The sequence below is a fragment of the uncultured Thermus sp. genome, assembly GCF_938010445.1.
GTDB lineage: Bacteria > Deinococcota > Deinococci > Deinococcales > Thermaceae > Thermus > Thermus altitudinis.
This window is the reverse complement of sequence record NZ_CALLUR010000178.1, coordinates 1-13,706: the sequence shown is the minus strand read 5'-3', so window position 1 is coordinate 13,706 and position 13,706 is coordinate 1. Positions and strand designations below refer to the sequence as shown.

At 65.6% G+C, this 13,706-nt stretch carries 13 protein-coding genes and 1 pseudogene; 5 read left to right on the top strand and 9 right to left on the bottom strand.

Annotated elements, in window-relative coordinates; genetic code table 11:
* Position 1 precedes the first annotated feature (1 nt).
* Positions 2–2,254 (top strand): ribonuclease R, encoded by a 2,253-nt coding sequence (gene rnr, locus Q0693_RS10075; protein ID WP_298631457.1) that lies wholly within the window; start codon positions 2–4, stop codon positions 2,252–2,254.
* Here rnr and amrB read toward each other — a convergent pair.
* Entirely contained in the window at positions 2,251–3,363 is a 1,113-nt protein-coding gene (amrB, locus tag Q0693_RS10070) for an AmmeMemoRadiSam system protein B (protein ID WP_298631455.1), read from the bottom strand. The two genes, rnr and amrB, sit on opposite strands and share 4 nt — an antisense overlap.
* A complete protein-coding gene (locus tag Q0693_RS10065; RefSeq protein ID WP_298631453.1) occupies positions 3,320–4,636 on the bottom strand; it encodes an HDIG domain-containing metalloprotein in 1,317 nt (438 codons plus the stop codon). The genes amrB and Q0693_RS10065 overlap by 44 nt, the downstream gene beginning before the upstream one ends.
* On the opposite strand from Q0693_RS10065, the gene coaE reads away from it, so the two are divergent.
* Genes coaE through Q0693_RS10045 form a run of 4 tightly spaced genes read left to right on the top strand, consistent with a single transcriptional unit; the run spans position 4,616 to position 6,881 of the window.
* Positions 4,616–5,221, top strand: a complete 606-nt coding sequence (gene coaE / locus Q0693_RS10060) for a dephospho-CoA kinase (RefSeq protein WP_298631450.1) — start codon at positions 4,616–4,618, stop codon at positions 5,219–5,221. The genes Q0693_RS10065 and coaE overlap by 21 nt on opposite strands.
* A 5-nt stretch (positions 5,222–5,226) precedes the next feature.
* Entirely contained in the window at positions 5,227–5,919 is a 693-nt protein-coding gene (locus Q0693_RS10055) for an SDR family oxidoreductase (protein WP_243029477.1), read from the top strand.
* Positions 5,920–5,928: 9 nt separating this feature from the next.
* Entirely contained in the window at positions 5,929–6,336 is a 408-nt protein-coding gene (locus Q0693_RS10050) for a SufE family protein (protein ID WP_298631445.1), read from the top strand.
* Between the two features lie 2 nt (positions 6,337–6,338).
* Positions 6,339–6,881 carry a glycerol-3-phosphate acyltransferase gene (locus tag Q0693_RS10045; RefSeq protein ID WP_298631442.1) on the top strand — a complete coding sequence of 181 codons (543 nt, stop codon included), beginning with the start codon at positions 6,339–6,341 and terminating at the stop codon, positions 6,879–6,881.
* On the opposite strand, the gene Q0693_RS10040 is transcribed toward Q0693_RS10045, so the two are convergent.
* From Q0693_RS10040 to Q0693_RS10010, 7 genes and pseudogenes are all read right to left on the bottom strand, one after another.
* Positions 6,878–7,945, bottom strand: a complete 1,068-nt coding sequence (locus Q0693_RS10040; RefSeq protein WP_243029480.1) for a branched-chain amino acid ABC transporter permease — start codon at positions 7,943–7,945, stop codon at positions 6,878–6,880. The genes Q0693_RS10045 and Q0693_RS10040 overlap by 4 nt on opposite strands.
* Position 7,946: 1 nt before the next feature.
* Complete coding sequence (locus Q0693_RS10035) at positions 7,947–9,800, bottom strand: AMP-binding protein (RefSeq protein ID WP_298631439.1); 1,854 nt, start codon at positions 9,798–9,800, stop codon at positions 7,947–7,949.
* A gap of 6 nt (positions 9,801–9,806) precedes the next feature.
* On the bottom strand, positions 9,807–10,556 hold the full coding sequence (locus tag Q0693_RS10030; RefSeq protein ID WP_243029482.1) for an ABC transporter ATP-binding protein: 750 nt from the start codon (positions 10,554–10,556) through the stop codon (positions 9,807–9,809).
* A complete protein-coding gene (locus Q0693_RS10025) occupies positions 10,547–11,323 on the bottom strand; it encodes an ABC transporter ATP-binding protein (RefSeq protein ID WP_243029508.1) in 777 nt (258 codons plus the stop codon). Before Q0693_RS10025 ends, Q0693_RS10030 begins: the two co-directional genes overlap by 10 nt.
* 66 nt (positions 11,324–11,389) lie before the next feature.
* The gene (locus Q0693_RS10020) at positions 11,390–12,265 is read right to left on the bottom strand and encodes a branched-chain amino acid ABC transporter permease (protein WP_298631433.1); all 876 of its coding nucleotides are present in this window, start codon (positions 12,263–12,265) and stop codon (positions 11,390–11,392) included.
* Between the two features lie 50 nt (positions 12,266–12,315).
* Entirely contained in the window at positions 12,316–13,500 is a 1,185-nt protein-coding gene (locus Q0693_RS10015; RefSeq protein ID WP_298631511.1) for an ABC transporter substrate-binding protein, read from the bottom strand.
* Positions 13,415–13,706, bottom strand: a pseudogene (locus Q0693_RS10010) (hypothetical protein); the annotation flags it as partial. The gene Q0693_RS10015 and the pseudogene Q0693_RS10010, both read right to left, overlap by 86 nt.

The following is a 13,706-nucleotide window of genomic DNA, read 5'->3' as shown; positions in this document are numbered from 1 at the left end:
GATGCGGGAAACACTACTGGAGCTTTTCAAAAAGACCGGGAAGCCCCATCGCCTGGAGGAAATCCTCAGGCGCTTCGGGTTGGAAAAGCGGGAGGCCAAGGCCTACCTGAAGGCCCTGGTACGGGAGGGCCTTCTGGAGAAGAAGGGAAGCCAGTACTTTTTGCCCAACCGGGTGCAGGGGCCCATTAGCCTGCACCGGGATGGCTACGGCTTCGTGCGCCTTCCCGAGAAGGACCTTTTCATCCCCCCAGGCTATACGGGGGAGGCCTGGCCGGATGACCTGGTGGAGGCCCGGGTCATGCCCCCGGGCCGGGACGGGAGGCCCTGGGGGGTGGTGGAGCGCGTCCTGAAGCGGGCCCGGGAGCGGCTCGTGGGTACCCTGGATTTCCGTAAGGGGTATGCCGTGCTCCTCCCCGATGAGCCGGGGCTTCCGGAACTGAGGCTACTTCCCGAGGGGCTTCATGGCCTCAAGCGGGGGAGCCGGATCGTGGTCAAGGTGCACTACCACCGGCGTCCCTATGGGGAGTTCTTGGAGTACCTGGGCGAGGGGGACGCCCCGGAAACGGAAACCGAGGCGGTGATCGCCAAGTATGGCCTGAGGGCCGAGTTCCCGGAGGAGGTGCTAAAGGAAGCGGAGGCCATCCCCCTGGAGATCCCCGAGGCCGAGCTCAGGAGGCGGCAGGACTTCCGCCACCTAAGGGTTTTCACCATTGACGGGGTGGACGCCAAGGACTTTGACGACGCCATCCACCTGGAGGTGCTGCCCACCGGCTACCGGGTGGGGGTGCACATCGCCGACGTTTCCCATTACGTGAAGGAGGGTAGCCCCCTGGACCAGGAGGCGCTTCAGCGAGGGACCAGCGTCTACCTACCGGGGCGGGTTTTGCCCATGCTACCCGAAAGGCTTTCCAACGGGGTCTGCTCCTTAAAGCCCCATGAGGACCGCCTGGTGCTCTCGGTGTTGGTGGATTTGGACCAGGAGCTCCACATCCAGCGGGTCCGCTTCGCCGAAGGGGTGATAAGGAGCGTGGCCCGCCTCACCTACACCGAGGTGGAGGCCTTTGCCGAGGGGTTTGGCCTGCCCGAGGAGCACGCCTTCTTGGCCCAGGACCTGAAGGAGCTTCTGGACCTCACCCAGAGGCTTAGGCAAAAGCGCCTCGAGGCGGGGTCCTTGGACTTCAGCTTTCCCGAGGTCAAGGTGGAGGTGGAAAACGGCACCCTGCACCTCATCCCCCAGGAGGAGCCCAGGGCGCGAAGCCTGATTGAGGAGCTCATGCTCCTCGCCAACCAGGTGGTGGCCGAGCACCTGGTGAAAAAGGGGCTGCCTGGGCTCTTTCGGGTGCACGAGGAGCCCTTGGAGGAGGCCTACGGGAAGCTCCGCACCGCCTTGGCCCGGCTGGGGTACGCCCTGCCGGAGAAGCTCTCTGCCAAGGCCTTGCAACGGGTGCTTCTGGAGGCCAAGGGGCGCCCGGAGGAGCCCGTGGTGGCCAACCTGGTCCTGCGCTCCTTGCGCCTGGCCCGGTATGCCGCCGAGAACCTGGGGCATTTCGGCCTGGCCATGGAGCACTACCTGCACTTCACCAGCCCCATCCGCCGCTACCCCGATCTGGTGGTGCACCGGGTGCTGAAGGCCATCCTCCGGCGCAGCCTCACCCCGGCCAAGAAGGCCCGCTGGCAGGAGACCTTCCCCGCCATCGCCGAGCAGGCCTCGGAGATGGAGAGGAAGGCGGAGGCGGCGGAGAGGGAGCTCACCAAGTACTACATGGCCAAGTGGGCGGAGCTCCACCTGGGGGAGCGCTTCCGGGGCAAGGTGACCGGGGTGGCCAGCTTTGGCGCCTTTGTCATGCTGAGAAACGGGGTGGAAGGCCTGGTGCGCCTCGAGGCCCTAGGCCCTTACACCTATAGCGAGGAGGCCCTGGCCCTTTTGGGCCCTAAGGGCAAGAGAATCCGCCTAGGGGACGAGATGGAGGTGGTGATTGCCGCCGCCAATCCCCGGCTTCGGCAAATAGACTTCCTGCCCTACCGGGAGGAGGTCCATAAGGAGGAGGCCCGGGCCAAGCCGGCCCGGGGGAAAGAGGCCAAGGAGGTAGCCATGCGCAAAGTGGTAGGACCGCCCAAGGATAGGAACCGCGACGACCGGCCGGAAAGGGCCACGGTGAACACCGTCTACTTCGGGGAGTGGACCCCCAAGGACGAGGGCCCCGTGCATCGTCCGGCGGAAACCCGCACCAGAAGGCGCCGCCGGCGCCGCTAAAGGACCAGGGTTCCCGCCCCCACGGCGGAGAGGGTGGGGGCCTCGAGGTCCAGGCGGTAGGCCAGAACCTGCCCCTTCCTGCCGGCTAGGAGGGGGGCTAGGCTTCTCACCACCTCCACCGCGTCCACGCGGGTGGGGTTGGCCCCCAGATGGGCCAAAGCCGCCTCCACCTCCCCTTGGGCCAGCTTCTCCAGAAACCCTAGGTCCCGTCTCCTGGCCTCCTCTGCCAGGGGACGGGAAAGGGGGGGATCGCCAAAGCGCGGCCCCACGTGGGAAAGGTCCACCGCCAGCACCAGGAGGCCGGGGTAGTCCCGGAGGACCACCCGCAAGGCTTCCCCCAGCTCAAGGCCCCCCCGGCCCACCAAAAGGGGCAGGACCTTGGCCTGGGGAAAGACCCCCTTGAGGAAGAAGAGGGGTAGCTCTAGGCTGTGCTCCTCCCGGAAGGCCAGGGGTGTGTTGAAAAGCTCGTAGGGGAGGAGGGTGTCTAAGGCCTGGAGGGCAGGGAGGTCGGGGAGGGCGGGGCCGAAGGGGGTGTGGAAGGGAACGGGGAGGGCCGCGGCCTTTTCCCCGAGGGGCCGGTGGGCCACCCCCACCAGGTAGAGGCGTTCCGGCGGAGGCAGGCTTTCCAGGGCCGCCAAGGCGGCCCCGTAGACCTCGGGCACCCGGCTGGGTTCCAGGTGGGGTAGGAGGAGGACCTCGGGGCGGGGCCCGGCTTCCCCAGGGAAGCTGGCCCGGAAGGCCTCGAGGAAGGCTTTGGCCTCCTCCTGCCCGGCGGGGTAGGAGAGGCCCGAAAGGCGCATGGGGCGCTCCTTTTTCAGCTTGTCCTCTTCCTCCTTAAGCCGCCTCTCCACTTCCTCGGTAAGTAGGAGCCCAGCCTCCTCCAAGGCCTTGAGCAGCTCCTCCAACTCCTTCTTAGGTACCAGTACCCCGTGGGCTTTAAATACCTCCTCCTGCACCTCCTCCAGGGTGCGTCCCTCCAGGAGGGAGAGGAGAAAAAGCCCTCCTTCCGTAAGGGCCAGGGGTTTGGCGAAGACCCCGTAGGGGTCGGAAACCAGAAACCCCCCCTCAATAGGGGTGATCTGGGGTTCCCGCAGGCGTATCCGCTCCATGGCCCTTCCAATATAGGAGATAGGCCCTGGCCTCCTCTGGGGTTGTCACCCGTCCTTCCACCTGGGCCAGGAGGAGGGCTTCCAGGGCCTTTCCCACCAGGGGGCCGGGCCTAAGGGAAAGGAGGGCCATCACCTCCTGCCCGGAAAGGAGGGGACGGGTGGGCAGGGGCTGGGACAAGGCCTTCTGGTAGGCTTCCAAGACCCCCCAGGCCTCCTCCTCCACCCCCCGTGTGCCCAGGCGGTCTGCGGCCATGAGGTAGACCAGGTGGGGCAGGAGGTCCTTTCGGCGGAAGAGGAAGCGCCGCAGGGCTTTGGCCTCGTCCGGTAACCGGTCCATGTGGCGGCGCACCAAAGCCTCCACCTTTTCCACGGCCTCCTGGGGAAAACGGAGCCAAAGGAGGGCGGCCTTGGCCATCTCCGCTCCCACCTCCGCATGCCCCAGGAAGCGGAAGCGGCCCACCTGGGGGTCAAAGCGGCGGGTTAAGGGCTTGCCCACGTCGTGGAAAAGGGCGGCCAGCCGGGCCTCCAAAGGCGCCTCCGGCCAAAGCCAAAGGAGGTGGAAGACCACGGAAAGGGTATGCCGCCAGGCGTCCAGGTGGTGGACCCCGCCTTGCTCCAGTCCCACCAAAAGGCGGAGTTCGGGAAGATAAGGGTCCAAAAGCCCCACCCTTTCCAGTACGTGTAGACCCCAAGCCGCCCGCGGGGATAGGAGGAGGCGGGCGAGCTCCTCCCTTACCCGTTCCCGGGCCGGCAGGGCTTCGGGGTGTCCTCTGAGGAAGCGGGCGTGGCGGGAAAGGGCGTTGCGGGTTTTCCCGGGCAGGCCCAGGCCTAGGCTGGCCGCCAGGCGCACCGCCCTTAGGCTTCGCAAGTGGTCGTGGTAAAGGTTTTCCTCCTGCACCGGGACCAGGACCTTTTTCCTAAGGTCGTCCTCCACGCCCTTTAGCCCCCACACCCGCCCCCCCTTCCAGGCCAGGGCATTCAGGCGGAAATCCCGCCCAAGGAGGTCTTCCTCCAGGCTGCCTTCCAGGGGGGAGAAGTCCAGGACGAGCTTTCCCGTCACCAGGCGGTACTGGCCCCGCTCGGGGTCCAAGGGGAAAAGGGTGCCCCCAAGGTGCCCTTGGGCTTCCTCCGCCGCCCGCACGGGGTCGGGGGCGGCGAAGTCCAGGTCCCAGGGCCTTTTCCCCAGAAGAAGGTCCCGTAAAGCACCCCCCACGGGGATGGCCCCCTTGGGGGTATAAAAGGGGAAGTCCCTATGGGCGATCGGGCGAAGCACCCCATTATTATCGGCATCACCGGGAATATCGGCAGTGGCAAAAGCACGGTGGCCTCCCTCTTGCGGGCCTGGGGATACCCGGTGTTGGACCTGGACGAGCTGGCCCAAAGGGCCAGGGAGAACAAGAAGGAGGAACTGAAAAGGATTTTCCCGGAGGCCTTTAAGGGGGAGGAGCTGGACCGGAGGGCCCTGGCCCAGATGGTCTTTTCCGATCCCGAACGGCTAAAGGCCCTGGAGGACCTCCTCCACCCGGAGATCCGCCGGCTTTTGGCCCAGGAGCTTGCCCAGCTCCAGGCTCCTTTGGTCTTCCTGGAGATCCCCCTTCTTTTTGAAAAGGGGTGGGAGGCCCGCCTGGATGGGACCCTTTTGGTGGTCGCCCCCCTGGAGGAGCGCATCCGGCGGGTGAGGGAGCGCTCTGGGCTTTCCCGGGAGGAGGTCTTGGCCCGGGAGAAGGCCCAGATGCCCGAGGAGGAGAAGAGGAGGCGGGCCACCTGGATTTTGCCGAACCGGGGGGGATTAGGGGAGTTGGAGGAGGGGCTAAGGGAGATTCTTACCCGCATCCGGGAGCGCTTTGGGCTAAGCTAGAGGGCATGCGGGTGGCCTTGGTATCGGGGGCAAGCCGGGGAATCGGGGAGGCCATCGCCCGGGCCCTCCACGGGAAGGGGTACCGGGTGGGCCTCTTGGCCCGGGACGAAGGTCGGCTTCAGGCCTTGGCGGCGGAGCTAGGGGAAGGGGCCTTGGCCTTTCCTGGCGATGTGCGGTCTTTGGCGGATTGGCAGCGGGCGGTGGCGGGCCTTTTGCAGGCCTATGGCCGGCTGGACCTCCTGGTGAATAACGCCGGTATCGGTCTGCAAAAGCCCATTTCTGAGCTAAGCGAGGAGGAGCTCCGCCAGGTTTTGGACGTGAACCTGGTGGGCCCCTTTTTGGGCCTCAAGGCGGCCTTGCCGGCCCTCTTGGCCTCCAAGGGCACGGTGGTGAACATCGGGAGCCTGGCGGGCAAAAACGCCTTTAAAGGCGGGGCCGCCTACAACGCCAGCAAGTTTGGCCTTCTGGGCCTCATGGGGGCGGCCATGCTGGAGCTTAGGGAGGAAGGGGTGCGGGTGGTGAACATCCTGCCGGGCTCGGTGGACACGGGCTTTGCCGGCAATGCGGTGGGCGCCTCCTGGAAGCTTTCCCCTCTTGATGTGGCCCAGGCGGTGCTCTTTGCTGCAGAGATGCCGGAGAGGGCCTTGGTGAGCGAGATGGAGCTCCGCCCCACCCATACCGCGCCCAAGGGGGGCTAAGCTGGGAGCATGGCCTTGCCCAAGAAGCTGCAGGAAGCTTTGGACCTGATCCGCACCTTGCCCAAGGAGCTCAAAGCCCAGGTCCTCCTGGACTACGCCAAGAAGGTGCCCACCCCGCCCCAGGAAGTGGAGTTGGAACGGGTACACGAGTGCCAGACCCCTTTCTTCCTTAAGGCGGAGGTGGAGGAGGGCAGGGTTAGGCTTTACTTCTTTGTTCCCGATGAAGCCCCCACGGTGAAGGCCTTTGCGGGCCTGCTGAAGGAGGGCCTCGAGGGCGAGCCTCCCGAGACCGTGCTGGCGGTACCCCCCACCTTTTACCAGGGGGCGGGGCTGGAGGAGCTCCTCACCCCCTTGCGCCTAAGGGGCCTCGAGGCGGCCCTTTTGCGGCTGCAAGACCAAGTGCGAAGGGCCTTATAGCCATGTTCCTGGCCTTCCTCCTGGGCTACTTCCTGGGAAGCTTTCCCGTGGCCTACTGGTTCGGGGCCCTTAGGGGAAGAAACCTCCTAAGGGAAGGCTCGGGCAACCCCGGGGCCCTGAACGCCTACCGGGTCTTAGGGCTGGTGCCTGGCCTTATGGTTCTCCTCCTGGACGTCTTTAAGGGGGTTCTGGCGGTGGCCTTAGGGGAGGGGATGGCGGGGAGTCCCTTGGGGGGTCTGGCCGGAGGGGTGGGGGCGGTGTGGGGCCATACCTTTTCCCCCTGGCTGGCCTTCCGTGGCGGCAAGGGCCTGGCCACGGGGGCTGGGGTGCTTTTTGCCGTGGATCCCCGCTTGCTTTTGGGCTCCTTCCTCCTTTTTGCCCTTCTCCAAGCCCTGTTCCGAAAGCCTTACCGGGTGGCCTTGGCCATAGCCGTGGCCCAACCCCTCCTGGCGGCTTTTCTTCACCCCTCGTTCGCCTTCCTCCTCTTCGGCCTAGGGCTTGGCCTTCCCGTGGCCCTGCGCCATCTTAGGGACTGGGACCGTTAGTAGGGCAGGGGCCAGGTGCGGAAGTAGTTGCGGATCCTTCCCCATAGCCCCACAAGCCCCAAGGGTTCCAGGATCAGGAAGAACAGGATGAGAAGGCCGAAGACCACGTTGCGCCAGGCGGCCAAGGTTGCGGCGTACTGGGGTCCCAGGGCCCCCACCAGGCTATTCAGAACCTCGGGGATCAGGAGCACGAAAAAGGCCCCCAAAACCGCCCCCAGCACCGTGCCTGCCCCGCCCACGATCACCATGGCCAGGTACTGGATGCTCACGGAAAGAGGGAAGTACTCGGGGGTCACCGCCTTGTAAAGCTGGGCCAAAAGCCCCCCCGCCACCCCGGCGTAAAAGGCGGAGAGGGCGAAGGCCAGAAGCTTCACCCGCACCAGGTCAACCCCCGCCACCCGGGCGGAGAGGTCGTTGTCCCGCACCGCCATGAAGGCCCGGCCCGCCCGGGTCATGAGAAGGCGCTTGGCATAGAAGAAAAGGGGCAGGGCGAAGAGGAGGACCAGGTACCATAGCCTTTCCGGGGTGTCCAGGGAGAGGCCGAAAAGCTCGGCAGGGGGCAGGGTGCGTCCCCGGATCCCTCCCGTCACCGCCTCCCAGTTCTTGAACACGTAGTCCGCCAGAAACTGGAAGGCCAGGGTGGCGATGGCCAGGTAGACCCCTTTGATGCGCAGGGAGGGAAGGCCTAGGACCAGGCCAAAGAGAGCGGCGATCCCGCCCCCAAGCAGGATGCCCACGGGGGCCAATGGGCCAACGAGATGGCTTGCGGTGTAGGCCCCAACCCCCATGAAGGCGGCGTGGCCCAAGGAGATCTGCCCCGCACCTCCCACCAGAAGGTGCAGGCCCATGGCGCTTAAGGCGCCGATGGCCACCAGGGTGGCCACGTACATGGGGTAGGGGGAGAGAAGAAAAGGCAGGAGAAGGAGGAGAAGCAGGAAGACCCCCAAGGCCAAGCGCCCCAGGGGCGTGCTGGCGTAGGCCTCGTCCTCCCCGTAGGTTTCCCGCACCGCCCGGGCGAAGCGCCGGCTGAAGGCATCGGTCAGCCCTTTGGCAAGGCGATACATCCTAGACCTCCTGCACCTCCAAGGTGGCCTCGAGCCGCCCTTCCCCCTCCAGGTAGCGGATGGGGAGCACCACCTCCACCCGCCCACCTTCGCCGTAAAGGGCCTGGATCACCGGGCCGTAGCGGGCCTCCACCACCTGGCGCCGAACCTTGCGGGTGCGGGTGATCTCCTCGTCGTCGGGGTGGAGTTCCTTGGGAAGGATGGCGAAGCGCTGGATCCTGAGCTTTTCGGGTAGGGTCTTGTTCACCATGCGGATCTCCTCGGCGATCAGGGCTCTCACCTCGGGCCTCTCGGTAAGGGAGAGGTAGGTGGTGAAGGGAATGCCTCGCCTACGGGCCCAGTTCTGCACGTTTTCCGGATCCAGCTCTATGAGGGCGGTCACAAAGGGTTTCCCATGCCCCAGCACCACGGCCTCGCGAATGTAGGGGGAGTACTTCAGGCGGTTTTCCAAAAACTGGGGGGCAAAACGGGTGCCGTCCAAGAGGGCCCCCACCTCCTTAACCCGGCCTAGGATCACCAGGTGCCCCCGCTCGTCAAAGAAGCCGGCATCCCCGGTGCGGAAGAAGCCGTCTTCCGTGAAGCTCTCCGCGGTGGCCTTTTCCTGGCGGAAGTAGCCCTGGAAGACCTGGGGGCCTTTCACCTGGATCTCCCCCTCCTCGCTGATGCGCACCTCGGTGTGGGCAAGAGGTGGCCCCACGGTCTCGGGTGGGGCGTCCCCGGTGGCGTGGGCGGTGGTGGCGGCGGCGGTTTCCGACTGGCCATAGACCTGGCGGATGTCCAGGCCCAGGGCGCGGAAGAAGGTAAAGACCTCGGGGCCCAAGGGGGCGCCTCCGGTGACGGCGATGCGGCAGGCAGCAAGGCCCAGCCTGGCCCTTAGGGGCCTGGCGATGAGGGGGTAGAAGAGGGCCCTCTTGAGGTTCAGCCAAAGGCCCACCTTCTCCCCCCGGAACTCCCGGCTTGCCCCCTCCAGGAGGGCCCCCATCCCCACCCGGTAGAAGAAGGCCTTGAGAAGGTCGGCATCTGCCATACGGCTTTGGATGAGGCTGGCCATGTCCTCCCAAAGCCTCGGAGGGGCCAGGAAAAAGTCGGGCTGAACCTCCTTGAGGTCTTCCCTTAAGGTGGTGGGGTCCTCGGGGAAGTGTACGGTGGAGCCTTCCACCAGGCCCTGGACCACGGTGAGCATCTGCTCCCCGATCCAGGGTAAGGGCAGGTAGCTGAAAACCCAGGCGCCCCTTTGAAAGCCCAAGGCTTCCCGAAGGGCGAAGTGGCCAGCCAAGAGGTTTTCGTGGGAGAGCATGGCCAGCTTGCTCCTTCCCGTGGTGCCCGAGGTGGGGGCGAGAAGGGCGATCTCCTTGGGGTGACGCCTTTTTAAGGCCTCCTCCCCCACCCTGGGGTCCCCCAAGGCCTGGCGGAAACGCCGGACCTTGCCTTGGAAGTGGCGGGACATCCCCGCCTCCTCCCAGACCAGGACGAAGTCCAGAAGGTGCAGATGGGGATAGACCTTGTCCAGTTGCTCCTCGTCGGAAACCACGATCCCCTTGGCCCCGGTGAACTCCAGGAAGTAGCCCACCTCCTCGGGCATGGCGTCGGCGTAGATGCCCATGGGCAAGGCCCCTAGGGTCTGGGCGGCCAGCTCGGCCTCCACCCACTCGGGGGCATTGTGGCCGAGGATGGCCAGGACCTCCCCCTCCCTTAGGCCCAGGGCCCATAGCCCTCCCGCCAGGCTAAGGGTGCGATGCCAAAGGTCCTTCCAGGAGGTCTTCTGCCAGATTCCCAGCCGCTTCACCCTGAGGGCTGGGGCTTCTGGCTCCCGCTGGGCATGCTGGTACAGGTAGGCAAGAAGCGTCCCTTCCATAGCGCCTCAAGCTTGCCCCAGGTAGGCTTCCGCCACCTTGGGATCCTGGCGCACCCCTTGGGGAGGGCCATGGTAGAGCACCTCCCCGTAGGAGAGGACCAGGACTCTGTCGGAAAGCTCCAGGACTGCCCTTAGGTCGTGCTCCACCCAGAGGAGGGTTACCCCCCACTCCTCCCGGGCGTCCAGGAGAAACCGGGCCAGGTCCTGCTTCTCCTCCAAGGAAAGCCCGGCCATGGGCTCGTCCAGGAGGAGGAGTTTGGGTCGGCTGGCCAGGGCCCGGGCTACCTCCACCCGCTTTTGCAACCCGTAGGGAAGCATGCCCGCAGGGGCGTGGCGGAAGGGGGAGAGGTGGAGGTAGTCCAGGACTTCCTCGGCCCAGGCCCTAAGTTGCCATTCCCGCTCGGCCCGGGGTAGGGCCAGGGGGTAGGCGGGCAGGGCCAGCTCGGCCCCTAGCTTCACGTTTTCCAAAACGCTCATACCCCGGAAGATCTCCAGGCCCTGGAAGGTGCGGGCTAGGCCCATGCGGGCCCTATCCTGGGGGCTTTTCCCCCGCAGGTTTTGGCCCAGGAAGACCACCTCGCCCTTGTCGGGCTCATACACCCCGGAAAGCACGTTCAGAAGCGTGGTTTTCCCAGCCCCATTGGGCCCGATTACCGCGAAGAACTCGCCTTCGGCTACGCTGAACTCCACGCCCACCAGGGCCTTCACCCCCTTGAAGGAGAGGTGGAGGTTCTTGGCCTCGAGGATCACACCCACCGCTTCCTCCTTCGGTAACGCTTGGCTTGGCGGAAGCCTACCTCCTCCTTGCCTAGGTAGAACTCCATCACGTCCTGGTCTTCCTGGGCGGCTTGGGCGTCGCCTTCAAACACCACCCGGCCCCGCTCCAACACATAGACGCGGTCCACGATGGCCAGGGCTGCCCGGGCGTTTTGCTCCACCAGGAGGAGGCTCAGCCCTTTCTCCTTTCTCAGGGCGTCCAAGGTGCGCATCACTTCCTCCACCAGCTTAGGGGCCAGGCCCAAGGAGGGCTCGTCCACCACCAAGACCTTGGGGCGGGTGAGGAGGGCCATACCCAAAAGGAGCATCTGTTGCTCGCCTCCCGAGAGGTAACCCGCCTGTTCGTGGCGACGCTCGTAAAGCCTGGGGAAGCGGGCGAAGACCTCCTCCATGCCCTCCTTCAGCTCCCGGGAGGAAAGGCGATGGCCGGCGGCCACCAGGTTTTCCACGGGGGTCAGGTAGCGGAAAAGGGGGCGCCCCTCCAGGACCGCGGTAAGCCCCAAGCCCGTGATGCGCACCGGGTCTAGGTGGGTGGCCTCCTGGCCAAAGAGCCGCACATGCCCATCCAGCACCCGCCCCTCAAACTTGGGAAGAAGCCCCGCCACCGCCCGCACCAAGGAACTCTTGCCCGCCCCGTTGGGCCCCAGGAGGGCCACCGCTTCCCCTTCCCTTACCTCCAGGGAAACCCCATCCAGGGCCAGGATCACCCCCCGGTAGACCACCTTGAGGTTTTCTACGGACAGGATCATGTTTCGTTAACCTCCATGCTCAGGGAGTTTGGAGGGGGGTCCTCCGGGGCCCCTGGGGTGGCCTCACACCCTCTCAATCTGCCGCTCACCCAGTAGGCCATAGGGCCGCACCATAAGTATCAGGAGGACTACCACAAAGGGCAGGGCTTCGGTGAAGCCCGGAAGGATGGGTTCCAGGTAGCGTCCGGAAAGGGCCTCGAGGACCCCCAGGAGGAACCCCGCCAACAAGGCCCCTCCCACCGAGTCCAACCCGCCCAAGATGGCCACGGGGAAGACCTTAAGCCCAAAGAAAACCAGGTTATGCCCTACCCCGCTGGCCACGGCCAGGAGGGCCCCGGCCAGGGTGGCGAGGAGGGCGGAGATGCCCCAAACCCCCGCCAGGATCCGGGCGGTGGGGATGCCCAGGGCCAGGGCCGCCACCTCCCGCTCGGAGATGGCCCGCACCAGGACCCCATAGCGGCTTTTCCTCAGGAGCCAAAGGAGGCCCAATCCCAGGGGCAGGGCCAGAAGGAGGTTCCAGACAGCCCGGGAGGGTACGAAGGTGTCCCCCAGCTGGAAGCCCAGCTGGGGAAGTTCCCCCTGGAGGTACTTGAGGTCCGGTCCCCACAGGAGCTGCACCCCGCCGTCCAGGGCTGCGGCCAACCCGATGGTGGCCATGATCACCGCCACCACGTTCCGCCCCAAAAGCGGCCGCACAAAACCCCGCTCCACCAGGAGTCCGAAGAGAAAAGCCATGGGCAGGGCAGCCAGCATGGCCAGGGGGAGGGGCAGGAAAAGGGCGAAGGTGTAGGTGAGGTAAGCCCCTACCAGCAGGAACTCCCCGATGGCGAAGTTCACCACGCTGGTGGCCCGGTATACCAGGACGAAGCCTAGAGCCAGAAGGCCGTAAAGGGCCCCGTTGGCCAGGCCGCCGATGAGGTACGGTAAAAGGTCCGACATGGGCGTGTGGCAAGGCCCCCAGGTGCGGCCACCTGGGGGCGGGATAGGGGCTAGGCCAGTTTGATCCAGTCGGTGATGGCGTTGAAGCGGCCGTCCTTCACGCTGGCCCGGTAGAGTTTGGTGTAGGGAAGGCGATGGTTTACGAACTGGAAGTTAAGCAAGAGCCCCAGGCCGTTGTAGTCCCCCAGCTTCTCCAGGTATTCCACCACCCCGGCCCGGGTCAGCTTGCCCGCACCCGCTGCCCGGCGCATGGCCTCGGCGATGGCCAGGGCCACCGCCAGGCTGCCCATGTAGTAGGTGGGGCGGTAGGAAAGGTCGCGCCCCTTTTTCTGCCGGAACTTCCGCATCTCGTCCACGGCCGGCACCAGGGTGTCGTACCAGTAGGCGTTATGGTAGGTGACGGTGAACCCCTCGGCAGCGGGACCGGCCCGCTGGATCAGGGCCAGCTCCGCCGAGTAATACGTGCCCATAAACTGCGCCCTCAAGCCCTGTTCCCGAGCGGTGCGCAGGATCAGGGGTTCGACGGAGAGGGCGTAGCCCTGGAGGATCACGAAGTCGGGGTTGGCCCGGCGCAGGTTCAGGACGATGGGGGTGGCGTCGGTGAAGGCGGGAGGGGTTACCTCCTCGTGGACCACCTCCATGCCCAAAGCCTTGGCCCTTTCCTTGGCGTAGGGGATGGGGTCGCGACCAAACTCGGTGTTGGAGTAGACCAAGGCGATCTTAGCCCGGCCCTTCTGTAGACGGATCTGCCTTAGGAGGGCCTCCATCATGTCGTTGTAGGTGGGGCCGAAGACGAAGATGGTGGGGTAGGTCTTGGGATCGGCCAGCTCGTTGGCGAAGCTGGTGGCGGAGTAGGGAAGGCCCATGCGGGCGATCTCCGGGGCCAAGGCCTTGGAAAGGCCTGTGGAATCGCCGTAGACAAAGAGGAGCTCCTCGGGCCGCTCCCGGGACACCACCCGGTTGAAGGCAGCGGTGCCCTTAGCCACGTCGTAGCCGGTATCCTCCACAATGAGCTCCAGTTTGCGGCCGCCAACGCCCCCCAGGACCTCGTTCACGTAGTCCACCCCATCCACGAAGCCTTCGCGTCCGGCGTTACCGGCGAAGGCGAAGGGTCCGGTGAGGGGAAGGAGGGTGGCCAGCTTCACCGGCCTAGCCTGGGCGGTGGCGACATAGGGCATGCCCACCGCGGCCAGTGCACCCACACCCAGCTTCTGCAAAAACTCCCTGCGTTTCATCATGCGCCTCCTTTCGGGTTGTACTCGGTGAAACTATACCATGCCCGAAGCCGCCCGGCAAGTCCTTGTAATCGGTCAATACATCTGAGACTGGGGGACCGACTCCGCTTGCATTTTAGCCAAGAACTCCAGGGGCGCCAGCCCCCCCAGGGCCATGTGGGGCCTGCGGTGGTTGTAGTACGCCAGATAAGCGTCCAGCTCGGCCT

What these genes read in the sequence shown, in the direction of transcription:
- rnr (WP_298631457.1), top strand. Translation starts at nt 2, where the DNA reads ATGCGGGAAACACTACTGGAGCTTTTCAAAAAGACCGGGAAGCCCCAT.
- amrB (WP_298631455.1), bottom strand. Translation starts at nt 3,363, where the DNA reads ATGGAGCGGATACGCCTGCGGGAACCCCAGATCACCCCTATTGAGGGG.
- coaE (WP_298631450.1), top strand. Translation starts at nt 4,616, where the DNA reads ATGGGCGATCGGGCGAAGCACCCCATTATTATCGGCATCACCGGGAAT.
- Q0693_RS10055 (WP_243029477.1), top strand. Translation starts at nt 5,227, where the DNA reads ATGCGGGTGGCCTTGGTATCGGGGGCAAGCCGGGGAATCGGGGAGGCC.
- Q0693_RS10050 (WP_298631445.1), top strand. Translation starts at nt 5,929, where the DNA reads ATGGCCTTGCCCAAGAAGCTGCAGGAAGCTTTGGACCTGATCCGCACC.
- Q0693_RS10045 (WP_298631442.1), top strand. Translation starts at nt 6,339, where the DNA reads ATGTTCCTGGCCTTCCTCCTGGGCTACTTCCTGGGAAGCTTTCCCGTG.
- Q0693_RS10040 (WP_243029480.1), bottom strand. Translation starts at nt 7,945, where the DNA reads ATGTATCGCCTTGCCAAAGGGCTGACCGATGCCTTCAGCCGGCGCTTC.
- Q0693_RS10035 (WP_298631439.1), bottom strand. Translation starts at nt 9,800, where the DNA reads ATGGAAGGGACGCTTCTTGCCTACCTGTACCAGCATGCCCAGCGGGAG.
- Q0693_RS10020 (WP_298631433.1), bottom strand. Translation starts at nt 12,265, where the DNA reads ATGTCGGACCTTTTACCGTACCTCATCGGCGGCCTGGCCAACGGGGCC.
- Q0693_RS10015 (WP_298631511.1), bottom strand. Translation starts at nt 13,500, where the DNA reads ATGAAACGCAGGGAGTTTTTGCAGAAGCTGGGTGTGGGTGCACTGGCC.